General features: G+C 67.1%; 21 protein-coding genes and 1 pseudogene. 1 reads left to right on the top strand and 21 read right to left on the bottom strand.

Going from position 1 to position 25,357, the window contains the following annotated elements:
• Window positions 1-35 precede the first annotated feature (35 nt).
• Window positions 36-1,247: an MFS transporter gene (locus BBSC_RS05415; protein WP_033518648.1), complete on the bottom strand. Its 1,212-nt coding sequence runs from the start codon at window positions 1,245-1,247 to the stop codon at window positions 36-38.
• Window positions 1,248-1,528: 281 nt separating this feature from the next.
• On the opposite strand from BBSC_RS05415, the gene BBSC_RS05410 reads away from it, so the two are divergent.
• Complete coding sequence (locus tag BBSC_RS05410) at window positions 1,529-2,986, top strand: aspartate ammonia-lyase (RefSeq protein ID WP_144414428.1); 1,458 nt, start codon at window positions 1,529-1,531, stop codon at window positions 2,984-2,986.
• 189 nt (window positions 2,987-3,175) lie between these two features.
• Here the strand turns inward: BBSC_RS05410 and BBSC_RS05405 are convergent, their stop codons facing one another.
• The 20 genes and pseudogenes from BBSC_RS05405 to pheS all read right to left on the bottom strand — a co-directional run bounded on the left by BBSC_RS05405 (window position 3,176) and on the right by pheS (window position 25,283).
• The gene (locus BBSC_RS05405; protein WP_033518649.1) at window positions 3,176-3,910 is read right to left on the bottom strand and encodes a TlyA family RNA methyltransferase; all 735 of its coding nucleotides are present in this window, start codon (window positions 3,908-3,910) and stop codon (window positions 3,176-3,178) included.
• Between the two features lies 1 nt (window position 3,911).
• A complete protein-coding gene (locus BBSC_RS14365; RefSeq protein WP_269429203.1) occupies window positions 3,912-4,046 on the bottom strand; it encodes a hypothetical protein in 135 nt (44 codons plus the stop codon).
• A 57-nt stretch (window positions 4,047-4,103) separates the two neighbouring features.
• A complete protein-coding gene (locus tag BBSC_RS05400; protein ID WP_144414427.1) occupies window positions 4,104-5,138 on the bottom strand; it encodes an HAD-IIA family hydrolase in 1,035 nt (344 codons plus the stop codon).
• Window positions 5,139-5,141: 3 nt separating this feature from the next.
• Complete coding sequence (locus BBSC_RS05395; RefSeq protein ID WP_046726203.1) at window positions 5,142-7,277, bottom strand: tetratricopeptide repeat protein; 2,136 nt, start codon at window positions 7,275-7,277, stop codon at window positions 5,142-5,144.
• 70 nt (window positions 7,278-7,347) lie between these two features.
• Window positions 7,348-8,670: a tyrosine--tRNA ligase gene (gene tyrS, locus BBSC_RS05390; RefSeq protein ID WP_033518652.1), complete on the bottom strand. Its 1,323-nt coding sequence runs from the start codon at window positions 8,668-8,670 to the stop codon at window positions 7,348-7,350.
• 81 nt (window positions 8,671-8,751) lie between these two features.
• Window positions 8,752-9,534, bottom strand: a complete 783-nt coding sequence (locus BBSC_RS05385) for a putative ABC transporter permease (protein WP_033518654.1) — start codon at window positions 9,532-9,534, stop codon at window positions 8,752-8,754.
• On the bottom strand, window positions 9,534-10,055 hold the full coding sequence (locus tag BBSC_RS05380) for an HD domain-containing protein (RefSeq protein WP_033518656.1): 522 nt from the start codon (window positions 10,053-10,055) through the stop codon (window positions 9,534-9,536). The genes BBSC_RS05385 and BBSC_RS05380 overlap by 1 nt, the downstream gene beginning before the upstream one ends.
• Window positions 10,056-10,269: 214 nt before the next feature.
• Window positions 10,270-11,745, bottom strand: coding sequence for an argininosuccinate lyase (gene argH / locus BBSC_RS05375; RefSeq protein ID WP_033518657.1), 1,476 nt, complete (start codon window positions 11,743-11,745; stop codon window positions 10,270-10,272).
• Window positions 11,746-11,839: 94 nt separating this feature from the next.
• Complete coding sequence (locus BBSC_RS05370; protein WP_033518658.1) at window positions 11,840-12,046, bottom strand: hypothetical protein; 207 nt, start codon at window positions 12,044-12,046, stop codon at window positions 11,840-11,842.
• Window positions 12,039-13,044 (bottom strand): annotated as a pseudogene (locus BBSC_RS13275) (RNA-binding domain-containing protein). The gene BBSC_RS05370 and the pseudogene BBSC_RS13275 overlap by 8 nt, the downstream one beginning before the upstream one ends.
• A 172-nt stretch (window positions 13,045-13,216) precedes the next feature.
• The gene (locus BBSC_RS05360; RefSeq protein ID WP_033518661.1) at window positions 13,217-14,455 is read right to left on the bottom strand and encodes an argininosuccinate synthase; all 1,239 of its coding nucleotides are present in this window, start codon (window positions 14,453-14,455) and stop codon (window positions 13,217-13,219) included.
• 78 nt (window positions 14,456-14,533) lie between these two features.
• The gene (locus BBSC_RS05355; protein WP_033518663.1) at window positions 14,534-15,052 is read right to left on the bottom strand and encodes an arginine repressor; all 519 of its coding nucleotides are present in this window, start codon (window positions 15,050-15,052) and stop codon (window positions 14,534-14,536) included.
• Between the two features lie 9 nt (window positions 15,053-15,061).
• Window positions 15,062-16,027 (bottom strand): ornithine carbamoyltransferase, encoded by a 966-nt coding sequence (gene argF, locus BBSC_RS05350; RefSeq protein ID WP_033518664.1) that lies wholly within the window; start codon window positions 16,025-16,027, stop codon window positions 15,062-15,064.
• A gap of 103 nt (window positions 16,028-16,130) precedes the next feature.
• Complete coding sequence (locus BBSC_RS05345; RefSeq protein WP_033518665.1) at window positions 16,131-17,432, bottom strand: acetylornithine transaminase; 1,302 nt, start codon at window positions 17,430-17,432, stop codon at window positions 16,131-16,133.
• The gene (argB, locus tag BBSC_RS05340; protein ID WP_033518666.1) at window positions 17,422-18,378 is read right to left on the bottom strand and encodes an acetylglutamate kinase; all 957 of its coding nucleotides are present in this window, start codon (window positions 18,376-18,378) and stop codon (window positions 17,422-17,424) included. The genes BBSC_RS05345 and argB overlap by 11 nt, the downstream gene beginning before the upstream one ends.
• A gap of 81 nt (window positions 18,379-18,459) precedes the next feature.
• Window positions 18,460-19,629 carry a bifunctional glutamate N-acetyltransferase/amino-acid acetyltransferase ArgJ gene (gene argJ, locus BBSC_RS05335; protein ID WP_033518667.1) on the bottom strand — a complete coding sequence of 390 codons (1,170 nt, stop codon included), beginning with the start codon at window positions 19,627-19,629 and terminating at the stop codon, window positions 18,460-18,462.
• Window positions 19,626-20,720 carry an N-acetyl-gamma-glutamyl-phosphate reductase gene (argC, locus tag BBSC_RS05330; RefSeq protein ID WP_033518669.1) on the bottom strand — a complete coding sequence of 365 codons (1,095 nt, stop codon included), beginning with the start codon at window positions 20,718-20,720 and terminating at the stop codon, window positions 19,626-19,628. The genes argJ and argC overlap by 4 nt, the downstream gene beginning before the upstream one ends.
• Before the next feature lie 167 nt (window positions 20,721-20,887).
• Window positions 20,888-21,559, bottom strand: coding sequence for a hypothetical protein (locus BBSC_RS05325; RefSeq protein ID WP_033518671.1), 672 nt, complete (start codon window positions 21,557-21,559; stop codon window positions 20,888-20,890).
• Between the two features lie 73 nt (window positions 21,560-21,632).
• A complete protein-coding gene (pheT, locus tag BBSC_RS05320) occupies window positions 21,633-24,230 on the bottom strand; it encodes a phenylalanine--tRNA ligase subunit beta (RefSeq protein ID WP_033518673.1) in 2,598 nt (865 codons plus the stop codon).
• A 6-nt stretch (window positions 24,231-24,236) separates the two neighbouring features.
• Window positions 24,237-25,283, bottom strand: coding sequence for a phenylalanine--tRNA ligase subunit alpha (gene pheS / locus BBSC_RS05315; protein ID WP_033518674.1), 1,047 nt, complete (start codon window positions 25,281-25,283; stop codon window positions 24,237-24,239).
• Between the last annotated feature and the right edge of the window lie 74 nt (window positions 25,284-25,357).

Below are 25,357 nucleotides of genomic sequence, written 5' to 3'. Positions count from 1 at the left end.
CACGCCACCGCGGCGGCGGGCCCGGCGTACGCCCCTTACGCCCGCTTGCGGCGCAGGGACTCGTGCATGGCGACCATGAGCGCCAGGAAGAACAGCATGTAGAACGGGAACAGCCGGATGGAGACATACTGCGCGATCAGGCCGAACAGCGGCGGCATGAGCATCGATCCGATGTAGGCGCACGCCATCTGCACGCCGACGATCGCCTGCGACTTGTCCTCGCCGAAATACGAGGGGGTCGAATGGATGACGCACGGATAGATCGGCGCGCAGCCGAGCCCGATGATCACCAGACCGCCCAGTACGCCGGCATGGTGCGGCAGCGGCACCAGCATGACGGCGATGCCGACGAGCAGCAGGGCCTGCCCCCTGCGGATCATGACCGGATCGCTGAATCGCATGGTCAGGAACCCGCTCAGCGCCCGCCCGACCGTGATGCCGATGCAGAACAGGCTCGCCCAGCGGGCCGCGGTCACCTTGTCGATGCCCTGGCCGATCACCATATAGCTGCTGCCCCACAGCATGGCCGTCTGTTCGATCGCGCAGTAGCACAGGAACATCACCAGGATCTCCTTGGCGCCGCTGATGGCGAGCACGCCCCTCAACCCGAGCGGCTTGCGCTGCTCGGCGCTCTCCCCGGCGCCGGAATCCGACGGCCCGGCCCCGTCCGCCGCGGCGGCCCCGGAGGCCCCTGATCGCGCACGCGACTTCCACAGCGGCAGGCTGAACACCAGGATGACGGTCAGCGCGACCTGCAGGATGCCGATGTACCGGTATCCCCACGGCCACCCCTGGCCGCCGGAGAGCGCATAGCCCATGACGTACGGGCCGATCAGCGTGCCGACGCCCCACATGCAGTGCAGCCAGCTCATATGCCGGCTCTCGTAGTGGATGGCCACATAGTTGTTGAGCGCCGCGTCGACGCCTCCGGCTCCCAGACCGTAGGGAACCGCCATGAGCAGCAGCGTCCAGTAGTTCGGGGCGAGGGAGAAGCCGAACAGCGCGGCGGCGGTCATGCCGACCGACACGGCGGTGACGCGGCCCGCGCCGAACCGCAGCGTCATGCGGTCGCTCAGCAGCGCCGAGACGATGGTGCCGGCGCTGATCGTCATCGAGATGCCGCCGGCCCACGAGACGGGCGCCCCCAGATCCTGGCTCATCGTCGGCCACGCCGCGCCGAGCAGGGCGTCCGGCAGGCCGAGGCTGATGAAGGCGATATAGATCACGGCGAGCAGCAGGTTGACCATGGCGTCTCCTTTCGGCGTTGTTGCATGTCCGCTCACACCGCCACAGCGATGTACGTTCGTACAAGATTATAGGAACACCAAGATAATTACCAGTTGGTAGGTAGCGCGTGTCGCAGTACCCGCCATCTCATCCCGATGTGTCCGGATTCACAGTATCGCGTTGAGCAAAACTATGGCATGTCGTGCGCAAACACGCCATGATAAGGAGCGGGATATGCTAAGGATCGCCGCACCGGGCGATGTACCGAACCGGGGGACGCGATGCACAAGGATGGACGATTATGACGAACGATACGACCACGGTTCCGGCCGCGCCTCACGCGCAGGCCATGCGGACCGAGCATGACTGCATCGGCACGATGGACGTACCTGCGAACGCGTACTGGGGCATCCACACCCAGCGCGCGATCGGCAACTTCACCGTCAGCGGGATCAGCGACATGCAGCACCCGCAGATGATCCGCGCCTACGCCACGGTCAAGCGCGCCTGCGCCGAGGCCAACGAGGAGCTCGGTCTGCTCGACCACGAGCGGGCGCGGGCGATCGCGGCGGCGTGCCTCGAGATCGAGGGCGGCGCGCTGGCCGACCAGTTCCCGGTGGACGTGCTGCAGGGCGGCGCCGGCACCTCGCTGAACATGAACGTCAACGAGGTGATCGCCAACCGCGCGCTGGAGATCGCCGGGCACGCCAAGGGCGACTACGGCTACATCCACCCCAACGACCATGTGAACCACTCGCAGTCCACCAACGACACGTATCCGGCCGCGTGCAAGATCGCGCTGGTCGACGCGCTCGGCCCGATGGCCGAGGAGACGAGGAAGCTCTCCCGCGCCTTCCACGATCTCGCCGACCGGCACGCCAACGACGTGACCATCGGACGCACCCAGCTGCAGGACGCCGTGCCGATGACCTTCGGGCAGGAATTCCACGCCTTCGCCAGCTTCCTGAAAACCGATATCGCCGAGCTGGAGGCACTGGTGCCCCAGCTGACCGTGCTCAATCTCGGCGCGACCGCCATCGGCACCGGCATCTGCGCGGATCTGCGGTTCCGCAACGCCGCCACCGAGCATCTGGCCCGCATCACCGGGCTGCCGATCCGCGCCGCCTCCGACCCGATCGCCTCGGTCACCGACATGAGCGCCTACATCGCCGTCTCCCAGACCGTCAAGAATCTGGCGATCCACCTGAAGAAGGCGGCCGACGACCTGCGCCTGCTCAATTCCGGCCCGCACGCCGGGTTCAACGATCTGACCGTTCCGGCGCGCCAGGCCGGCAGCAGCATCATGCCCGGCAAGGTGAACCCGGTGATCCCCGAATGCGTGGACCAGTGTTGCTTCATGGTGTTCGGCATGGACACGACGGTGACATGGGCCGCATCCGAGGGACAGCTGCAGCTCAACGCCTTCGACCCGGTGATGGCGCACGCGCTGCTCGAGGGCATCGGCGTGCTGACGCGCGCGATGGCGATGTTCCGCGAACGCTGCGTCGAGGGGATCACGGTGCATACGGCGACCGGGCTGCGGTACGCGAATTCCTCGCCGTCTATCGCCGCGGCGCTCAACGGCGAAATCGGCTACGAGCATGCGGCCGACATCGCGAAGGAGGCCATGGAAACGAACCGCAGCGTGCGCGAGGTCGCCGGCGAACGCACCGATCTGCCGGCTGATCGGCTCGACGCGCTGCTCGACCCGATCACGCTGTCGCGCCGCTTGGGCCAGACCTGCCGCGAGCACCGCTGATGTGCCGCGTCATTACTTCGTTAACTATGTCTGGCTCCCCTCTTGGAGGGGAGCTGTCGGCGTAGCCGACTGAGGGGAGACCATGCGAATCGGCTTGACTCAGGCGTTCGCGGTAACGCTCCCCTCAGACCGCTTCGCGGCCAGCTCCCCTCCAAGAGGGGAGCCAGAATTAATAATGATGCAGCACCGCTAGGCGCGCACGTAGAGCAGGTATTCGCTGTTGCCGTGCGTGCCTTCGATGGGCGAGGGCGCGGCGGCGACGACATGCAGGCCGTGCCGCTCGGCGCAGCGCATGACGGCGTCGAGCGCGCGCCGGCGCAGCGCCGGGTCCTCGACGATGCCGTTCTTGCCCAAGCCCTCCCGGCCGACCTCGAACTGCGGCTTGACCAGCAGCACGATATGGGCCCCGGCCGCGGCGATGCGCGCGATGACCGGAATCACATACGTCAGGGAGATGAACGACACGTCGGAGACGACCAGCTGCGGGCGGAAGGCGAGATCGTCGGCAACGACGCCGCGGATGTTGACCCCGTCCATGCGCACGACCCTGCCGTCGCCGGCGATGCGCGGATCGAGCTGCCCGTGGCCCACGTCGAGGGCGATGACCTGTGCGGCGCCGCGCCGCAGCAGCACTTCGGTGAATCCCCCTGTCGAGGCGCCGATGTCCAGGCACCGCATCCCCTCCGGCTCGGGCAGCCCATGCTGGCGGAACGCGTCGAAGGCGCCGACCAGCTTGTAGGCGCCACGCGATACGTAGTCGTCGCCTTTGTCGACGGTGATGACCGAGGCCATGGCCACGTTCGCGGCCGGCTTGGTCGTCACCCTGCCATCGACCAGCACATGGCCGGCCTTGATGAGCCGCTGCGCCTTGGAGCGCGTGTCGACCAGCCCGAGTTCGACGATGACGGCATCCAGTCGTTGCATGTCAGCGGCTTTCGTCAAGGTCGTGCTGCAGCTGGTCAAGGGCATGCTGGAACGCCTCGAGCCGTTCGGCATCGTCCATCGACTCGAGATCGGCCAGTTGCGGGAACCGCCGGAACAACGCGTCGGAATCGGGCATGCACGCTCCTTGAACGAAATCCGGCCCTCCCATGAGGAGAGCCGGAACACGGATGAATCAGAATTGGATGATCGGCAAGCGCAGACGGCCGGCGTCGCCGCCGTTGTCGGCGAAGCGCCATGCGGCGGCGCAGGCCGCGCGCAGGGCGTCGAGGCGGCGCCCGCCGCTCACCGTGAGCGTGTCCGCGTCGAAGCTGGCGACGGCTTCGCCGCACGTCCATGCGCCGTCCGCGGCCTGGTCCACGGCCGGCTGCGCCTCGAGCAGGCCGCGCAGATCCTCGGCGATGAAGGTCGGGCGCAGATGCGCCGGGGCGAGCATCAGTTCGCGGGGATTGGTCACGCCGGTCAGTACGGCCAGCGAATCATAGCCGCCGCGGTTGCCGGCCTCGATGTCGGTGTCGAGGCGATCGCCGATCGCCAGGCACCGGTCCTTGTCGACGGGTTGCTCGCCGGGACCGGCCGCGAGCAGCCGGGCCTCGTCGTACATGGCGGATTCGGGCTTGCCGGCAGAAGCGACCGGTTCGACGCCGGTAGCGTTGATCACGGCCTGGATCATGGAACCGCATCCGGGCGCGATGCCCAACTCGCGCGGGATCGTCAGATCCCGGTTGGTCACGAAGTACGAGGCGCCGCGTTCGACCGCATAGGCCACCTCGGCCATCTCGTTCCACGACATGTCCGGATACCAGCCCTGGATCACAGCGGCCGGATCGTCGGCGGCATGGTCCACGACATGCAGACCCTGCCCGGCGACCTCCTCACGCAGATGCCCGGCGCCCAGCACCAGCACCTTGGCCCCCTGCGGCACATGCCGTGCGACCATGCGCGCGGCCACGACCGAGGAGGTGATCACCTGATGCGGCTCGACGTCCAGATCGAAGCCCCGCAGCTGGTCGGCGACCACGCACTGGAGCCGCGAGGAATTGTTGGTGGTGTATTCGATGGACATGCCCGCCGCTTCGGCGCTGCGGATCGCGTCCGCGGCGTGCTCCACCGGGTTCTTGCCCCGGTAGACCACGCCGTCGAGATCCAGCAGCGCCAGGCGATAGGCTTCCGCGATGGGCCGCGATGTGGATTTCAGCATGGGCGCCATCGCCTACTCGGCGTCGGCGGGCTGGCCGTCGGAGGCGTCCCCGGGCTGCGGCTCGGCGGACTCGTCCGCATCATCGGACCGCTCCTGATCGCCGTCCTCGGCGGACTCGTCGTCGGCGTCCTCGGCATCGCCGTCGGCATCGGCATCGGCATCGGCATCGGCATCATCCGGCTCGGGCGCCTGCGCCGGCTCGACGACGGACTCGGCGCCATCCTGCGTCTCCTGCGCGGGCAGCGTCTCCTCGTCGTCGGCGTCCTCGGCCTTGTCGGCCGCGACGATCGCCTCGGCGGTCCTGATCGGATCGTCGTCGGACTCGTCGCCATCGTCGGCGTCGTTCTCGGCGTCCTCGTCGTCGGACTCGTCGTCGCTGTCGGCGGCGTCGTAGTCGTCCGGCGCGTACCGGGCGTCGTCCTCGCTGATGCCGAGCATGTCGAGCTCGTCGTCGGAGAAGCGCTCGAGATCGTGGTCGATCACCACGTCGTCGATGTTCTCGTCATCGTCGGCGTACTGCGTCTCCAGCTTGTCGAGCAGGCCGTCGAGCGCGGCGGCCTCGTCGGCGCGCCCGGCCTCCTCGAGGAAGTACTGCTCGGCCTGCACCGCGCGCATGCGGTACTCCCCCGGCAGGCCCTTCGAACGGCCGACCGTGTGCACGATGTCGATGGCCTTGTCCCACAGCTTCAGATCGGCGAGCGCGCCGGCATAGACCAGGAACATCTCGACTTTGGCCTCGCCGCGCAGCTGCTTGGCCTCGTCGGAGGTGGCCATCTCGACGGCCTTCTTCGGGTTGCCGGTGCCGCGCTCGCAATCGGCGATGAACGGCAGGTAGTCGAGGAAGCCGTTCATGCGGTACGCGGTGCGGAACTCGCGCAGCGCCAGCTTGTAGTCGCCCTGGCGGTACGCCACGAAGGCGAGCGTCTCGCGCGCGAAATCGATGCGGGAGGCCTGGCGGGCCACCCACTTGGCATGCTCGAGCGCGTTCGCCGGGTCGCTCTCCTCCAGCGCATAGGCGGCCAGAATGTGCAGGCCGATGTTCTCGGCGTGCTCCTTGGACAGGCCGCGCAGACGTTCGCGCTCGTCGGTCGACAGCATCGACCACTCCATGCCCTTGGGCATCTTCGGCTCGTCGGGGCGGCGGTCGGTGTACGGATTCTGCGAGGGGAAGCTTATCGTGCCGTCGGAGTTGCGGCGCGGGCCGCTCTCCAGATAGTCGCGGCGCTTGCTCTCGCGGTATTCGCGCTTCTCCTCGTACGTGAACTCGCGGCGCTCGCCATCGTTGCGGCGCTCGCCGTCACGGCGGTCATCGCGGCGGCCGTCGCGGCGGAAATCCTTGCGGCCGTCGCGGTGGAAGTCACGACGATCGCCGTCGTTGCGGCGGAAATCGCGACGATCCCCGTCACGGCGGTCGCCACGCCTGCGATCGTCACGGTGGAAGTCGCGGCGGTCGCCGTCACGACGGTCATCACGGCGGAAATCGCGACGATCCCCGCCATGGTCACGATAATTGCGGCGCTCACCGTCACGACGGTCATCACGATGGAAATCACGGCGCTCGCCATCGTTGCGGCGCTCGCCATCGTTGCGGCGCTCGCCATCGTTGCGGCGCTCGCCGTCACGGCGGAAGTCACGACGATCGTGATCGCGGCGATCATCACGGCGGAAGTCACGACGATCCCCGCCATGGTCACGATAGTTGCGGCGCTCGCCGTCGCGGCGGTCGTCCCGGCGGAAATCGCGGCGCTCGCCCTGATCGCCGTCGCGGTGCTGGTAGCGGGGCCTGTCACCGTCGCGGCGGTCGTCGCGTCCGCGGTACCCGCCCTTGCCGCGGTACCCGCCGTTGTCACGGCGGAAGCCGCCGTGATCGCCGTCGCGGCGCGGCCCGCGGTGGAAGCCGCGGTCCTGGCCGCCGGATTCTCCGGCCTCGCGATCGCGGCGGAAATCGCCGTCCTTGCGGAAGCCGTCCTTATGGAACCCGCCCGACTTGCGGTAGCCGTCGCGCGATCCGCCGAACGACTTGCCGTCGCGTCCGCCGTTGCCGCGCGGCTTGAATCCCTTGCCGCCGCGCGCACCCGGCCTGCCCGAGCCGTACGATTTGCGGTTGCCGTAGGATTTGCCGCCCGAGCGGCCCTGTTCTTCTGCCATTGATGTCCTTAATGTGTTGATATATGACAAGTCGTTGATTGTTGCGATCCGATGCGGGTGCCGGTGCGGGTCAGTGCCGTTCGACCGCGCCGAGCACCTTCTTGCCTCGGCGGATCAGCGCGAAACGGCCGTGCAGGAAGTCGCCGTCGGCCAGCGTCTGGTCCTCGCCCTCCACGCGGGCGTTGTTGAGGTACACGCCGCCGGACTTGATGGTCTTGCGCGCCTCCGAGATCGACTTGAACAGCCCGGCCTTCACGCCGGCCTCGGCCACGCGGTCGCCGGCCGATGCGGCCGGGAAGGCCTTCTCGCCGTTCTCGTCCTCGACCTTCAGACCGTCGATCGCGGATTCGAGCGTCGGCTCATCGATCGAGGCCAGATCGCCGCCGCGGCCGAACAGCGCGGCCGACGCGTCGATCGCGGCCTGCGTCGCGGCGTCGCCGTGCACGAGGCTGGTGACCTCCCAGGCAAGCGTGCGCTGCGCCTCGCGGGCGCCCGGATTGGTCTTCGACTCCTCCACCAGGCGTTCGATCTCGGCCTTCGGCAGGAAGGTGAACGCCTTGAGCAGGCTCTCCATCTCCACGTCCGGGCGGTTGAACCAGAACTGGTAGAACTTGTAGGGGCTGAGCATGGTGCCGTCGAGCCACACGGCGTTGCCTTCGGACTTGCCGAACTTCTTGCCGGTGGCGTCGGTGATGATCGGGCTGGTGAACACGTTCACCGACGTGCCGCGCACCTTGCGGATCAGGTCCATGCCGGAGGTGAGGTTGCCCCACTGGTCGGAACCGCCGATCTCGAGCGTGCAGCCGTACTCGTCGTACAGGTGCAGGTAGTCGTTGCCCTGCAGCACCTGGTAGCTGAACTCGGTGAACGAGATGCCGTCCTCCGAGTTGAGGCGGCGGGCCACCGTATCCTTGGCGAGCATGGTGCCGAGACGAAAGTTCTTGCCGACGTCGCGCAGGAAGTCGATGACGGACATCTGCGCGGTCCAGTCGTAGTTGGAGACGAAACGCACCGGGTTGTCGCCGGTCGTCTCGAGGATGCCGCCGATCTGGTTCTTGAGGCGTTCGGCCCAGCCGGCCACGACGTCCTTCGGGTTGAGCGTACGCTCGCCCGACTGGCGCGGATCGCCGATCAGGCCGGTGGCGCCGCCGACGAGGGCGATCGGGTGATGCCCGGCCGCCTGCAGGTGACGCATGTTGATGAGCTGCACAAGATTGCCGATATGCAGGGAGGCTGCGGTCGGGTCGAACCCGCAATAATAGGTGACCGGCTCTCCGTTCAACGCTTCGGCGAGCTGATCGCGGTCCGTGGACTGCGAAATCAACCCGCGCCATTCCAGTTCATCGAGGACGGAATCGAATCCGGCCTCCTTGAAATCGATGACGTGAGCCATGTTGTCGTTACTCCCTATCAAATTGTGGGCATTGTGCGCCTCTCAGTTTCTCAGAACAGGCCGACAGGCCCGGCAGGCGCGTCACCTGTTCCGGTACATCTTTTCCAGCATCTCACGCAGCTCCCGGAGCGTATCGTAATTGCGGTCGGTGCGCAGCTTCGGGAACGAGGCGATCATGCGCCTCTGCTGCCGGTTGAGGATGGAACTCGCCGAGTCCCTGACATGCAGCATGAAGTCCATGGACATGTCCATGCCGTTGTTCCACGATTCGCCGACCTTGGCGGAGGCGCCGTTCACGGCCCCCTTCATCGTGTCGCCGTAGTGCGCCATGATCGCCATCACCTGGTCGAGGCTCTTGTCGAAGTCGACGATGCCCGCCACGGTGACCGCCAGATCGATGGCGGTCAGGAGCGCGAACACGACGCTGAGCCAGTGGATGGCCGGCAGCGGCATCAGATCGGTCCATCCGCCGACCACCGGCTGCACGACGTCGACGATGATGATCGCGAAGACGCCGAACACGATGGCGCCCAACAGGCAGATGCGCCCGTCGAGGTTGAACCGAAAGTTCGTGTAGTCCCACCACCGGGCGTGGAACAGCTTCTCCATCGCCCACGAGGTGAAGTATTCGAGGATGCTGGCGCCAACCGCGCCGATGATGAACAGCAGCAGCGGATTGCGGATGTTGCCGAGCACCACGACGCCGCTGACCGCGCCGACCCCGTAGATCGGGCACAGCGGGCCATTGAGGAAGCCTCGGTTGACCGGGCGGCGCTCCTGGCAGGACACCAGGATCGACTCGTATACCCAGCCGCAGAAGCTGTAGAGCAGGAACCACAGGAAGAGCTTTTCGAGAAACAGCATCAGCCCCGGTCCCCCGTTCCCGAGGCCGGCGTGCGCGAGAGTTTCGGCCGGTGGAAGCGCGAGAGGCTGAGCGTCTCACGGGTGGCGCTGATCTTGTCCGCCATGGTGACCAGATAGCCTTCGATATAGCTCGGCGGCTTGGGGGTCATCGGGAACATGTGGCAGGCGATGCTGTCGCGTTCGATCGCGTTGAGGCGGAAGTCACGCAGCGCGTTGCGCAGCGCGGCGCCGCCGTGGGTGAACCCGTGCAGCCGGTGCTCGCCGCCGTCCCAGTCGTGCCAGTCATACAGGAAGTAGTCGTGCAGCAGCGCGGCGCGGATCAGCGAGTGCAGGTCGACGCGGTTCCACAGATGGAGCCGGTCGGCGAGCCACACGGCAAGGCACGCCACACGGATCGAATGGGCGAAGGTCGTCACGCAGCCGTGCTGGTAGCAGCCGCGTTCGATGCGCATATGCTTGTGCCCGATGATGTCCCGCCCGTGCTCCTGCACCAGGCCGCGGATCTGATTGCGCGTCAGCACTACTGGTCTCCCCCTGTATTCGTCATTCGGTCCGTACACATCGTGTCTTGACATATCCGTGCCCGATTGTAGGGCAGACATGCAACGCCCGTGGTCATCCGCAAGGATGACCACGGGCGGATCGAAGAAACGCGGCGCATAGCGGCATCAGTCCGTTGGCTCCCCTCAGGGTGCAGTTCACCCTGAGGGGAGCCAACGGACCGGCGGCTAACGGCTAGCGCAGCGATTCGGGAGCCTTGTAGGCAGGGCCGTCGGAGCTCGAGTTGGCGAAGGCGCGCAGCGATTCGACGGCGCTCTTGGCGGCGACGATCTGCTCGCGCACGCGCAGCGGCGAGGTGCCGCCCTTGCCGTTGCGGGCGGAGACGGAGCCTTCGGTGGAGAGCACCTCGCGCACCTCGGCGGCCTTGTCCGCCGGCAGGAAGTCCTTGAACACGCCGGCGAAGTCCTCGTCGGTCAAGTCCCACAGCTCCTGGCCGCGTTCCTCGGCGATCTTGACGCAGGCGCCCGACAGCTCGTGCGCATGGCGGAACGGCACGCCGTTCTTGACCAGCCACTCGGCGATGTCGGTGGCGAGCGCGAAGCCGGTCGGCGCTTCGGCCTCAAGACGGTCGTGGTCGAAGCTCATGGTGGCCACCATGCCGGTGAAGGCCGGCAGCAGCACCTCGAGCGTGTCGACCTGGTCGAACACGGCTTCCTTGTCCTCCTGCAGGTCGCGGGCGTACGCGGTCGGCAGCCCCTTGAGCGTGGCGAGCAGGCCGGTCAGATCGCCGATCAGGCGGCCGGACTTGCCGCGCGCCAGCTCGGCGATGTCGGGGTTCTTCTTCTGCGGCATGATCGACGAGCCGGTCGAGTAGGCGTCGTCGAGGCGCACGAAGGCGAACTCCTGCGTGTTCCAGATGATGATCTCCTCGCTCAGACGGGAGATGTCGACGCCGGCCATGGCGGCGACGAACGCGAATTCGGCGACCAGATCGCGCGAGGCGGTGCCGTCGATCGAATTGGCGGTGACGTTGGTGAAGCCGAGCTCGCGGGCCACGGCCACAGGCTCGAGGCCGAGGGTGTTACCGGCGAGGGCGCCGGAACCGTACGGGCTGGCGTCGATGCGCTTGTCCCAGTCGACCAGGCGCTGCACGTCGCGCAGCAGCGGCCAGACGTGGGCCATGAGCTGGTGCGCGAGCAGCACCGGCTGGGCGTGCTGCATATGCGTGCGGCCCGGCATCACGGTGCGGCCGGCCTTCTCGGACTGCTCGATGAGCGCGAGGGCGAGCGCGAGCAGCTGCTTGGCGATGACGCGCGCGTGGCGGCGCAGCCACATGCGGATCAGGCAGGCGATCTGGTCGTTGCGCGAGCGGCCGGCGCGCAGCTTGCCGCCGAGCTCGTCGCCGGCGATGTCGAGCAGACCGCGTTCGAGCGCGGTGGCCTCGTCCTCGTCGTCCTCGATCGGCGCGAAGGCGCCGGAGTCGACGCGGCGCTGCAGCTCGTCGAGCGCGGCCTCCATGCGGGCCAGCTCGTCGGCGGTGAGCAGGCCGGCGCGGCCGAGCGCGCGGGCGTGGGCGCGAGAGCCGGCGATGTCGTCGTCGGCCAGTCGCCAGTCGAACTGCGTGGACTTGGACAGGCGCGCCAGCTCGGGCGACGGGCCGGAGGTGAAGCGGCCGCCCCACAGGGCCAGATGTTCGTTGTTCTCAGCCATGAATGCTCCTTGAGACCTTGGATTGCAAACTAATCAGACTGTCTGACAGACTATCAGCGTGAGGCTACATACCGACCCATATCTCTCAATTCTCTCAATCCTCATCGTGCTCTTCGGCATCTATGTCGAAGCCTCCCGCCAAGATGAAACGTCTCAGTGTACGCGTGGCACGCATACGCACTTTGCGCATCGGCAGCACCATATGATCGCGCTGCTCAAAGAACGTTTTCGCCCGTTGCACGTCCACCGAAGCGCGCAACACGTCAAAGCGCCCGAACTCGTTGACGTTCGCCTCATCCACTCGGGCTCCGCAAAACTTCCCAACGGCCGGTTTTACGAGATCCGACTCGCTTGAGCAGACCATACCTGACTAATGATTCGACGTCCCTGCGCACAGTTGCCGAAGACACCCCTACGGCACGAGCCATAACATCATATGTTGCGTCAGGGGTCACTCTCGTAAATTCAAGTACGGCTCGCTGCCTTTCGGTTATCTGCTCATTTATCTGCTCATTATTATCATTTATCCGCTCACTCCGGCCGGATGAATGCTTATTGTGATCGGATATCTGCTCAAAGAAAATAATGCGGACATTCACGCACAATGTCATAGTCATTGCCGAACATCAGCAGGCCACCAAACGTGGGATGGAGCCTACCGTCTTCACGGCTCACCGCTGCCGCACCAACAGCGCGCAGAAAACGCTCGTCATCGAGGCCCGTCCAAGAGCGACCCGGACGGACCGCGCGAAAACGGATACGATACGCCCGCACCGTATCAGCATTGAAATCAGCAACAGTGAGATCGCCCAGTACCTTGGAATCCATCGTTTCGGCCCCTTGATCCCGGAGCATTGCCGAAATCTCCTGTCTCGTGCAACGATAGTCGCCTTCACCGCGTCGGCGATAAGTTCCTGCGAAGAGATTGTCGTTGATATACACGGGGCGCTCCTCACGCGGAGCTCGCGGAACATGAATGGCCACCACTATGCCATCATCCGCTTCAAGCGCTTCGACTTCCGATTCGATAGGCAGCACGGCACTCACTTTGGAGCGGTTGCTTACCGTATTCCAAAAATCCTGACGAAGATGTTCGCCCTCGGCTGCGGTGAGCCCGACTGTCCCGAATGTACCATCTTCGCGCTCTTTGACGCCAAGCAGAATGACACCGCCATAGGTGTTGGCGAAAACGGAGTATGTCTCCCATATGCTGCGCGGGAGTCCACCTTTCGCGGACTTCGCCTCGATCCGGTTGTTCTCACGATATGAGGCGAGCTTCGTGATATCGAATGTCTCCATTGCGGCCCTCCTCACATGAACATCTTATCAAGCAAGGACCTCTTGATGCTTTGCAGCAATTCCTTCTAATCAATTATTCCATCTTCCGACGTCTTCATCCCAAAGAAAAAGCTCAAAAAACAGAAGGCCCCCTCGCCACGGAGGGAGCCTAGGAGCGAAAGCTCGATACGAACTACTCGACGGTGTTGGTCGGGACCTCGATGCCGTTGCCGAACTTGACGTCGCGGGCCGCGGCCACGCGGGACGGCAGGCCGTAGATGTCGATGAAGCCGTTGGAGGACTTCTGGTCGAAGGTGTCGCCCGAATCGTAGGTCGCCAGCTTGTAGTCGTACAGCGAGCTGTCGGAGCGGCGGCCGGTGACCACGGCGCGGCCGCCGTGCAGGGTCATGCGGATCTCGCCGGAGACGTACTGCTGGGTCTCCTCGATGAAGGCGTTGAGCGAACGGACGGCCGGGGAGAACCACTGCGCGTCGTAGACGAGCTCGGCCCAGCGCTTGTCGATGTCGCGCTTGATGCGGTGCTGCTCGCGCTCCAGACAGCAGTTCTCGAGCTCCTGATGGGCGGCGATCAGGGCCACCGCGCCCGGGGCCTCGTACAGCTCGCGCGACTTGATGCCGACCAGACGATCCTCGATCAGGTCGATGCGGCCGATGCCCTGGGCGCCGGCGCGGCGGTTCATCTCCTCGATGGCCTGCAGCGGGGTGACGTCGCGGCCGTCGATCTTGACCGGGACACCCTGCTTGAACTCGATGACGACCTCGTCCTCGACGGGCGGGAATGCCGGGTCGTCGGTGTAGGAGTAGCAGTCCTTGGTCGGACCGTTCCACGGATCCTCGAGGAAGCCGGTCTCGATGGCGCGGCCCCACACGTTCTGGTCGATGGAGTACGGACTCTTCTCGGTCTGCGTGATCGGGAGCTTGTGCTCCTTGGCGAAGGCGATCTCCACGTCGCGGGTCAGCGACAGGTCGCGGATCGGGCTGATGGCCTTCAGGGTCGGGTCGATCGAGGCGATGGATACCTCGAAGCGCACCTGGTCGTTGCCCTTGCCGGTGCAGCCGTGCGAGATGGTGTCGGCGCCGAACTGGTGGGCGGCGCGCACCAGATGCTTGGAGATCAGCGGTCGCGAGATGGCGGAGACCAGCGGGTACACGCCCTCGTACATGGCATTGGCCTTCAGGGCCTTCATGCAGTATTCGTTGGCGAACTCGTCGCGGGCGTCGACCACGTAGGATTCGACGGCGCCGCAGGCGAGGGCGCGCTCCTTGATGGTCTCGAGGCTTTCGCCGCCCTGGCCGACGTCGAGGGACACGGCGACGACGTCCTTGCCCGTGCGCTCCTTGAGGTACGAGATGGCGACGGAGGTGTCCAGGCCGCCGGAATAGGCGAGGACGATACGCTTGTTATCGGTCATGATTACCTTTCTTCAAAGTCGATCTGATGCAAGTATATGCAATGGTATGTATAAGTATGCAGTCGGTGTGGCGCGCGTTCAGCTCTTGGACGCGATGCCGAGCAGCCACTGCGCCCGGTCGGCGGCAACCCCGTCGTCCGAGCAGATCACCATCACGGTGTCGTCGCCGGCGATGGTGCCCAATACCCCGGCGATCGGCTGCTTGTCGACCACGCTCGCCACGTACTGCGCCGCGCCGGACGGCGTGTGCACGACGACGAGGTTCTTGGCAGAGGCCACCGAGGTGACCAGCCCGGAGAGCACGCGGGACATCTGCAGCTCGGCCTTGGCGCCGACCCCCGCTTCGCCGGCGTCCTGGCTTGGCGGCTCGCCTACCGTATAGGCGATCGTGCCGTCGGCGAGCCGGGTCTTCATCGCGTTGATCTCGTCGAGATCGCGGCTGAGCGTCGCCTGGGTCACGTCGATGCCCTCGTCGGAGAGAATGCCGGAAAGCTGCGACTGCGACGTGATGACGTGGCTGAGCAGGATCTTCTCGATGACGCTCAGACGCGCGGCGCGCGTCGCGGGCCGCTGCAGTGACGGGGTGGAGTCGCTCATGGGCACCAGCTACGCCAGCAGGCTTTCGTCGCCTCGCTGCTGGCCGATCAGCCAGGTGAGCAGCGCCTTCTGCGCGTGCAGACGGTTCTCGGCCTCGTCCCACACCACGGACTGCGGGCCGTCGATCACCGACGCGGTGACCTCCTTGCCGCGGTACGCCGGCAGGCAGTGCTGGAACAGCGCGTCCGGCTTGGCGAGCGCCATGAGCTCGTCGTTGACCTGATAATCCCAGAACGGCTTGGAGCGCACCGCGTACTCGGCCTCCTCGCCCATCGACACCCAGGTGTCAGTGAACACGCAGTCGGCGCCGGCCACGGCCTCCTTCGGATCGGTGGTGACGAGGATCGAGCCGCCGTTCTCGGCGGCGATGCGCTCGGCGTCGGCCACGATCGCCGCGTCGGGCAGGTAGCCGTAGGGGCCGGCCACGCGCACGTGCATGCCGGCGACCGCGCCGCCAAGCAGGTAGGAGTTGGCCATGTTGTTGGCGGCGTCGCCCAGGTAGGCGATGGTCTTGCCGGTCAGCGCGTCCACGCCGCCGCGGAACTGCGCGATGGTCAGGAAGTCGGCGAGGATCTGGCAGGGATGGAACTCGTCGGTCAGCGCGTTGACCACCGGGCAGGTGGCGTACCGGGCCATCTCCTCGACGCGGTCCTGGCCGAAGGTGCGCCAAACGATGCCGTAGGCCATGCGGGTGAGCACGCGGGCGGTGTCGGCCACGGGTTCGCCGCGCCCGAGCTGGGAGCCGGACTTGTCGATGACCAGCGGGTATCCGCCGAGCTCGGCGACGCCGATCGAGAAGCTGGAGCGGGTGCGGGTGCTCGGCTTGTCGAAGAGCACGGCCACGCCCTGCGGGCCGGCGAAGGGCTGGCGGTAGAAACGGTTGGCGCGGAACTTCATGCCGAGTTCGAGGATCTGCTTCTGCTCCTCGTGGTTCACATCGTCGTCGCGCAGCATATGGCGAAGTTGACCGGTCATTGGTGGCTCCTTTTGGATTTGGTACGGATGGGTTGCGGGGCCTCCCCCGCTCCGCCGTCGCGGACGGCTCCCCAAAGGAAGGGGAGCCGGGCAGGCATGCGGATCAGTCGTTGGGCAGGTCGGCGGGGATCTGGGCGAGGATGGCGATGGCGTCGTCGACGTCCTTGGCGCTGACGATCAGCGGCGGCGCGAGACGCAGGGCGTCCGGCGCCACGGCGTTGACGATCAGGCCATGCTCCAGGGCCCAGTTCATCGCGGCGTGCGCGCACGGGCGGGTGAGCTGGACGGCGTCGAGCAGGCCGCGGCCGCGCGCGTATTCGAACAGCGGGTTGCCGGCGGCCATGATGCCGGCACGCAACTGCGCGCCGCGCTCCTCGGCGTTGGCGACCAGATGCTCGTCCTCGATCACGCCGATGGTGGCGAGCGCCGCTGCGGTGCCCAGCGGGTTGCCCGCGAAGGTCGACCCGTGGGAGCCCGGGGTGAACAGGTCGGACAGCTCCTTGCCGAAGGCGATCATGCCGCCCATCGGGAAGCCGCCGGCCACGCCCTTGGCGAAGGTGACGATGTCGGGGGTGATACCGCCGGACAGGTCCTCGCGCTGGAACGCGAACCAGGAGCCGGTGCGGCCCATGCCGGTCTGCACCTCGTCGATGATGAGCAGCGCGTTGTTCCTGTCGCACATCTGGCGGGCCTTTTTCACGTAGTCCGCGCCGAGCGGGCGCACACCGGCCTCGCCCTGGATCAGTTCCATGATGACCGCGGCCACCGGCCCCTTGCCGTACCGGCCCTTGCCGGTCTGGGCGAAGGCCTCGTAAAGCGCCACGGGGTCGCCGGCTTCCACGAACTCGATGTTGGGCACCAGCGGCTCGAACGGCTTGCGGATCACGGGCTTCCACGTGGCCGACAGCGCGCCGAGCGTGCGGCCGTGGAATCCGTGGGTGAGCGCGATGATGCGGGCCGGCTTGCCTCCGATGGCCGGCAGCGCGCCGGGCAGCGTGCGGCCGTACAGCTTGGCGAGCTTGATCGCCGCCTCGTTGCCTTCGGCGCCGGAATTGCCGAAGTACACATGCGATCCGGCGGGGGCACCGGCGAGCTCGACGAGCTTGGCGGCGAGCCTGATCTGCGGCTCGGTGGCGAAGTAGTTGCTGGTGTGCGCCACCTTCGCGGCCTGCTCGGCCACGGCCGCGACCCACTTGGGGTGCGCGTAGCCGATCGAGTTGACGGCGATGCCGGCCAGGAAGTCGAGGTATTCGTTGCCGTCGACGTCCCAGACGTGCGCTCCGGCGCCGTGGTCCATGACGCGCAGCGGCGTGCCGAACACGTTCATGTGGACCTGGGAATACTCCCCCAGCCATTTGGCGTCCTCGGCGCCCAGGGTTTCCTCAGCTGTTTGCTCAGCAGCCATATGAGCTCCTCATTTCCACACCATCCTCGGGAACGACCATCGTGCCGATGCCCGCGGTGGTGAAAATCTCGTTCAGGATGGAATGCGGCTTGCGTCCGTCGATGATGTGCGCCTGGGGCACGCCTCCGTCGATCGCGCGCACGCATGCCTCCATCTTAGGCCGCATGCCGCTCTCCAGATCGGGCAGCATGTCGCGCAGGTTCTCCACGCCGATGCGGCCGATGAGCGAATTGCGGTCGGGCCAGTCGGCGTACAGGCCGTCCACGTCGGTGAGCACCACGAGCTTGCGCGCGCCGAGCGCCGCGGCCAGCGCGGCGGCGGCCGAATCGGCGTTGACGTTGAGCACCTCGGTGGCGTCGTCCTCGTTGGGGGCGACCGACGAGACGACCGGGATGCGGCCGGCGTTGATGAGGTCCTCGACCGCCGAGGCGTCGACGCTGACCACATCGCCGACCAGGCCGACGTCGGTGGGCTTGCCGTCGATGACCGGCTTGCGCTGCATCGCGGAGAACAGCGCGCCGTCCTCGCCGGACAGGCCGACCGCGAACGGGCCGTGCGCGTTGATCAGGCCCACGAGCTCGCGCGACACCTTGCCGGTGAGCACCATGCGCACCACGTCCATCGCTTCGGGCGTGGTGACGCGCAGGCCGCCCTTGAACTCGGACTTGATGCCGAGCGCCTTGAGCATCTGCGAGATCTGCGGGCCTCCCCCGTGCACGACGACCGGGTGCAGGCCGACCTGGCGCAGGAACACCATGTCCTCCGCGAAGCACTGCTTGAGATGGTCGTCGATCATCGCGTTGCCGCCGTACTTGACGACGATGCGCTGCCCGGCGAACTCCTCGAGCCACGGCAGCGCCTCGATGAGCACTTCGGCCTTCTGGTCGGCGCGCAGGTCGGTGTGCACGTCGAAATGGAATCCGGGTCCCTTCAATTCCTTACCCATGTTCTTCTTTCGTTTGTTATCGCGTCGCCGGCTCCCCGGCAGGGGGAACCGGCGACGCCAGGCGGCTCGCGGCGCGGGCCGTCAGCTTTCGTAGTCGGCGTTGATGTGCACGTACTCGTGGGTCAGATCGTCGGTCCAGACGGTGGCCTCGGCGTCCCCCGCGTTCAGGTCGATGTCGATGTGCACCTCGCGCGGGGTCATGTCGACCTCGGAGCGGTCGCGCCCGGCACCGCCGTTCTCGCAGATGCGCACGCCGTTGACGTCGACGGTCACCTTGTCCGAATCGTAGGGCGCCACGTCGAGCGGCACGGTGCCCAGCGAGCTGACGATGCGGCCCCAGTTCGGGTCGTTGCCGCTGATCGCGCACTTGAGCAGATTCGAGGCGGCCACGGCGCGGGCGCAGGCCAGGGCCGCGCCCTCGCTGGTCGCGCCGGTGACGGTGATGCGGATGTCGTGGCTCGCGCCCTCGCCGTCGCCGATGATCTGGCGGGCGAGCGAGGCGCACGCCTTATGCACCAGCGCGTTGAACTCGTCGGGATCGGGCTCCACGCCGGAGGCACCCGAGGCGAGCAGCAGCACGGTGTCGTTGGTGGACATGCAGCCGTCCACGTCGATGCGGTTGAACGACGTGTCCACGCCGGCGTTCAGCGCGGCCTGGAGCTGCCCGGCGCCGACCACGGCATCGGTGGTGATGACGCACAGCATGGTGGCCAGCTGCGGCGCGATCATGCCCGAGCCCTTGACCATGCCGCCGATGCGGTAGCCGGCGCCCTGCACCTCGACGGTCTTGGGCTTGGTATCGGTGGTCATGATCGCGCGCGAGGCGACCGCGCCGGCCTCGGCCGTGTCGGACAGCTGTCCGTACGCGGCCTTCGCCCCGGCAAGCACGTTGTCCAGGGGCAGCAGCTCGCCGATCAGGCCGGTGGAGCATACGGCGATGTCGCCCGGCTCGGTGCCGAGCAGCGCGGCGACCGTCTCGGCGGTGGCCTTCGACTGCTCGTATCCGGCCTGCCCGGTGCAGGCGTTGGCGCCGCCCGAGTTGAGGATCACGGCCTTGACGTGGCCGTTGGCCACGGCCTTGCGCGACCACTGCACCGGCGCCGCGCAGAAGCGGTTGAAGGTGAATACGCCGGCCGCCGCGTCCAGCGGGCCGTTGTTGACGACCAGCGCCAGATCCTTCTTGCCGGCCACCGAGGAGATGCCCGCGGCCACGCCGGCCGCGGAGAATCCTTGTGCAAACGTTACGCTCATGGTGCCACTCCGATCTTGGTCAGTCCTGCATCCTCGGGAAGTCCCAGTGCGATGTTCAGCGATTGCACGGCCTGCCCGGCCGTGCCGCGGTTGAGGTTGTCGATCGCCGCGAAGGCGAGCAGACGACCGGCCTTGCGGTCCACGGCCACCTGCAGGTGCGCCGCGTTCGACCCGATGACGTTGGCGGTGGCCGGCATCACGCCGGTCGGCAGCATCACCATAAAGTCCTCGCCGGCATAGGCGCGGGTCCACACCGCGCGGATCTCGTCGTCGCTCATCGCCAGCGCCCTGTCGGACAGCCGCGCCGAGACGGAGGCGAGGATGCCGCGCGCCATCGGCGCCAGGACCGGCGTGAAGCCCAAGGTGAAGCGCGAGGCCTCCGACGCGCCGAGGCCGGCGGCGTGGGCGAAGTTCTGCAGCACTTCGGGGATGTGGCGGTGCGTGCCGCCTACCGAGTACGGCGCCGCCGAACCGAAGGCCTCGGCCGCCAGCAGGTTGGTGCGTTTGAGGTTCTTGCCCGCCCCCGAGTATCCGACGACCAGATCGACGACGATGTCCTTCGGGTCGACCAGCCCTTCGGCCACGCCGGGCTGCAGGGCCAGCGTGGTGGCCGTGACGTTGCAGCCGGGGCCGGCGATACGCTTGGTGCCGGGAAGCGCCTCGCGCTGGCGCGAGTACGTTCCGTCGGCATGGCGGCCGGTGATCAGCTCGGGCATGCCGTAGGTCCAATGCTCGTAGAAGTCGCCGCCGTAGTACTCGTCCCACGCGGACCGCTCCTCGAGACGGTGGTCGGCGCCCAGGTCGACCACCACGGATTCCGGGTCGAGCCGGGCCGCCAACGCGCCCGACGCGCCGTGCGGCAGGGCGAGCACGATCACGTCGTGCCCGTTGAGCGCTTCGGGGGTGGTGTCCTCGACGGTCAGGTCGGCGAGCTGCGGAATATGCGGCATATGCTTGCCGAGCTTGTCCCCCGCCGACGAATGGCCGGCCACGCAGGTCACGTCGAAGTCGGGATGCGCCGCGAGAATGCGCAGCGCCTCGCCTCCGGCGTAACCGGTCGCGCCGGCCACGGCTACCGTGTATTTGGCCATGTCACTTCTCTTTTCCTTGCTGGGCCATGAACTGCATACGACTATACACTTTATGCAGTACATTGCATAACTATGCAATTCGTGTCGGCCGCGGAGCGCCCGTCACCGCACGGCTCGGCACGGCCGACGCCCCGCCGGGCGCGCCCGGCACCGATGCGCTCAGACGCTCAGGCGCTCAGCGAGCCGCCGTCGCCGCCCGTGCCGGCGCCCGAGCCCCGCATCATGTTGAGCAGCTGCAGGTAGTAGTCCTCGGCCGTCATGCCGTGCATCATCAGCCACACGACGAGGATGGTCTGCAGCACGTTGAGCACCACGGCGGCGAGGCCCAGCCAGAATCCCTTCATATGGAAGGTGCGCGTGCGCCACATCGACATCGCGCCCATCAGGGCAGGCATCACGGGCACCGCGAAGAACAGCGCACACAGCAGCGCGATCACGGAATAGGCGTCCCAGCGGCCGTACATCGGGTTCTTGTCCGGGTCGTTGACGTCGATGCCGTTGATGTACCGGGGCTGGCGCCCCTGCCCGTTCGGGGATCCGTCCTGGCCGGTGCCCGGCCGCCGGTATCCGGGGTATCCGGGGTGCTGCTGATACGGCCTGTAGGGCTGGTACGGCTGATACGACCCCGAAGGCATGGGCTGTGCGGACGGCTGTTCGGCGGCAGCGCCGCTCCCCGCCTGCGCGTCGCGCTCCGGCTCCGGCCTGCCGTAGACGTACGGGTCGTATCCGGACGGGAACTGGCTCGACATGGCGCCGTATTCGGGCTGCTGGTACTGCCCGTACCGGGGCTGCCGCCCCTCTCCCGTCTGGTTGTCGTTGTCGGTTCCGGAGTCGGTCATGGGATATCCGTCCTTACGTCTAATGAATAATTCCCCGGTGCGGAGGGCACCGGGGAATATGGTGTGCGGTCGGTCACGCGCGCAGCTGGGCGCCGAGCGTGGCCGCCTTGGCGACGATCGCCTTGCGGATCGCCTCGCTGTCCTCGGCGGTCAGCGTGCGGTCGGGCGCGCGGAACACCACGGCGAACGCGAGCGACTTCAGTCCCTCGCCGATCTGGTCGCCGGTGAACACGTCGAACAGCTCGATGGACTCGAGCGCGTCGCCGGCCGCCTGGCTGATCACGGCCTCCAGCTGATCGGCGCTCACCGTGTCGGGCACGGTGAAGGCGAGATCCTGCTTGACGGGCGGGAACGTGGAGATCGGCTTGGCCTGTACCGGCTTGCCGTCGAGCGTGGCGAACAGGGCCGTCAGGTCGAGCTCGAACGCGGCGGAGTGCGCGGGGAAGCCGAGCGCCTCGTTGACGTGCGGGTGCAGCTCGCCGACGTATCCGACGAACACGTCGCCGGCCATCACGCGCGCGGCGCGGCCCGGGTGCCACTGCACGGGCACGTCGGCGGCGGCCGGCTGGTCGAGGGTCAGCTTGGCGCCGAGACGATCGGCAATGCGGCGGACGGCCTCGACGGCGTCGCTCCAGTCCACGGCGCGGCGGCCGCCCAGCCAGCCGCTGTTCTCGGCGAGCCCGGTGAGGATGCCGGCGACGTGCATCGGCTGGTCGGGCAGACCGGCGTCAAGCGCCGCGAGCTGCTCGTCGGTCGGGCGCACACCGCCCGGCAGGGCCGGGATGGCCGGCGCGTTCGGATCCCACAGATAGACGTGGCCGAGCTCGTACAGGCTGATGTTGTCCAGTCCGCGGCGCAGGTTGAGCTGCACGGTGCCGGCGAGGGTCGGCAGGATGGAGCGGCGCAGGTACGGGCGGTTGCCTGCCAGCGGGTTGGCGATCTCGACGCTCACCGGCTCGATCCGGGCCGGGTCGTAGCCGAAGGCCTTGAAGTCCTCCTCGCCGATGAACGGGTAGCTCAGCGCCTCGATCATGCCGTATTCGGCCAGTTCGCTGGCCACCTCGCGGCGATGGCGCTGCTCGTCGGTCAGGCCGACGCTGCCCTCGACCGGTGCCGGCGGCACGGTGACCGGGATCTGGTCGTAGCCGACCAGTCGGGCCACTTCCTCGACGAGGTCGCACGCCTCGTTGAGATCCGGGCGCCACGTCGGCGCGGTCACGGAGAACTCGCCGTTGCCGCCGCCGGCCACGCGGCAGCCGATGTCGGTGAGGATGTCGCTGATGCGGTTCACGTCAACGTCGAGACCGGCCACGCGCTTGACCTCGGTGGCCTTGAAGTGGATCGGGCGGCGGGTGGCGACATTGTTCACGTCGGTCGGCTTGTCGGAAGGCTCACCGTCGCCGTACTTGGACAGCAGGTCGGCGGCCATCTGCGCGGCGGCGGGCTGCAGCTGCGTGTCGACGCCGCGCTCGAAGCGGCGGGACGCCTCGGACGGGATCTTGTGGCGGCGCGCGGAACGGGCGATCGACACCTGGTCGAAGTGCGCTGCCTCCAGCAGGATGTTCTTGGTGTCGGCGGTCACCTCGCCGTACAGGCCGCCCATCACGCCGGCGATGCCGAGGATGCGCGAGCCGCGCTGGCCGTTCGGCGAATCGGTGATCAGCAGGTCCTCTTCGCTCAGCTCGTGCTCCTTGTCGTCGAGCGTGGTGAGCTTCTCGCCGGCCGCCGCGCGGCGCACGACGATCGGCCCTTCGAGCTTGTCCAGATCGTAGGCGTGCATCGGCTGGCCCAGATCGAGCATCACGTAGTTGGTCACGTCGACGGCGAGCGAGATCGAGCGCATGCCGGCGCGGATCAGGCGGCGGCGCATCCAGTTGGGGGTGTGGCTGCCGGGCTTGAAGCCGTGGATCGCGCGGGCGTAGTACCGGTCGCAGCCGGGCACGCCGTGGATCGGGTTGCTGTCGTCGATCACGACCTCGATGTCGGAGGCGCCGCCGGTCACCACCGGGGCCTTCTCGCCGAGCTCCTCGGCCGGGTCGACGTACGGGGCGCCGGTCGAATGGTGGTACTCGCGGGCGACGCCGCGGTAGGACAGCGCGTAGCCGCGGTCGGGCGTGATGTTGATCTCCAGCAGCGGCTGGTCGAGGTGCAGCAGGTGCATCGCGTCGTCGCCGGGCTTGAGCGCGTCGTACTCGGCCGGGGTGAAGCCGTAGTTGCGCAGCAGGATGATGCCGTCGTGGTTATCGCCGAGCCCCAGCTCGCGCTCGGAGGCGCACATGCCGTCGGAGACGTGGCCGTAGGTCTTGCGCGGCTCGATCTTGAAGTCGCCGGGCAGCACCGCGCCGGGCAGGGTGACGACGACCTTCTCGCCGGCGGCCATGTTCGGGGCGCCGCAGATGATGCCGCGCGGCACCTTGTTGCCGTTCTCGTCGGTCTCGTTGTACTCGTCGCCGACGTCGACGTGGCACCAGTTGATGGTCTTGCCGTTCTTCTGCGGTTCGGGCGTGGCGTCGACCACGTAGCCGACGACGATCGGGCCGGTGATCTGCGAGGAGTGGATCTCCTCCTCCTCGAGGCCGACCTTGACCAGGTCCTTGGCCAGCTGCTCGTAGGTCAGGCCCTCGGGGACCTCGACGTGGTCCTTGAGCCAATCAATATCAACCATGGGCATGGATTATCACTCCCCCATCACAAACTGTTCGCTGAATCGCACGTCGCCCTCGACCAGGTCGTGCATGTCGTTGATGTCGTGGCGCAGCAGCAGGGTGCGCTCGACGCCCACGCCGAAGGCGAATCCGGTGTAGACGTTCGGGTCGATGCCCGCCGACTTGAGCACGTTCGGGTTGACCATGCCGCAGCCGCCCCACTCGAGCCAACCCGGGCCGCCCTTCTTGTCGGGGAACCACAGGTCGAGCTCGGCGCTCGGCTCGGTGAACGGGAAGTAGCTGGGGCGCAGGCGCGTCTTGGCCTCGGGGCCGAACATGGCGACGGCGAGCTTGTCGAGCACGCCCTTGAGGTCGGCCATCGTCAGGTGCTTGTCGACGGCGAGCGCCTCGCACTGGTGGAACACCGGCGTGTGCGTCGCGTCGAGCTCGTCGGTGCGGAACACGCGGCCCGGGCTGGCGATGTACAGCGGCACGCCGCGGGTGATGAGCGCGCGGACCTGGTCGGACGAGGTCTGGGTGCGCACCACCATGTTGGAGCCGACGAACCCGGCGGCGTCCTTGGCCTGGTTGCCCTTGACGTAGAAGGTGTCCTGCATCTGGCGGGCCGGGTGGTCGGGGCCGAAGTTCAGGGAATCGAAGTTGTACCATTCGGATTCGATTTCGGGGCCGGACGAGATCTGCCAGCCCATCGAGACGAAGAAGTCCTCGACGTCCTCCATGACGCGCGACAGCGGGTGGCGCGCGCCGAGCGGCTTGCGGTTCACCGGCAGGGTCATGTCGACGGTCTCGGCCGCGAGGGCCTTCGCCTCCTCCTGCGCCTTGACCGCGGATTCCTTGGCGCCGAACGCGCGGCCGAAGTCGGCGCGCAGCTTGCCCATAAGCTTGCCGGCGTCCTTCTTCTGGTCCGCCGGCAGCGATCCGATGGCCTTGCTGGCCTGGGTCAGCGCCGTGATGACCTCGCTTTTGACGGCTTTCAGTTCCTCCGAGCTGGAGGCGTTCTCGATTCTCGCGATGCCGCCGGTGACCGCGTCGGTCACTGCCTGGGCATCGAATAGCACTTCTGCCACGAGCTACCTTTCCTTGACTTGCAACCTCTTACCACACATGAAAACATGCATTTTTCAAGCTTTTG

This window comes from Bifidobacterium scardovii JCM 12489 = DSM 13734, assembly GCF_001042635.1.
Taxonomy (GTDB): Bacteria; Actinomycetota; Actinomycetes; order Actinomycetales; family Bifidobacteriaceae; genus Bifidobacterium; species Bifidobacterium scardovii.
This window is presented reverse-complemented; position numbering and strand designations above follow the sequence as displayed.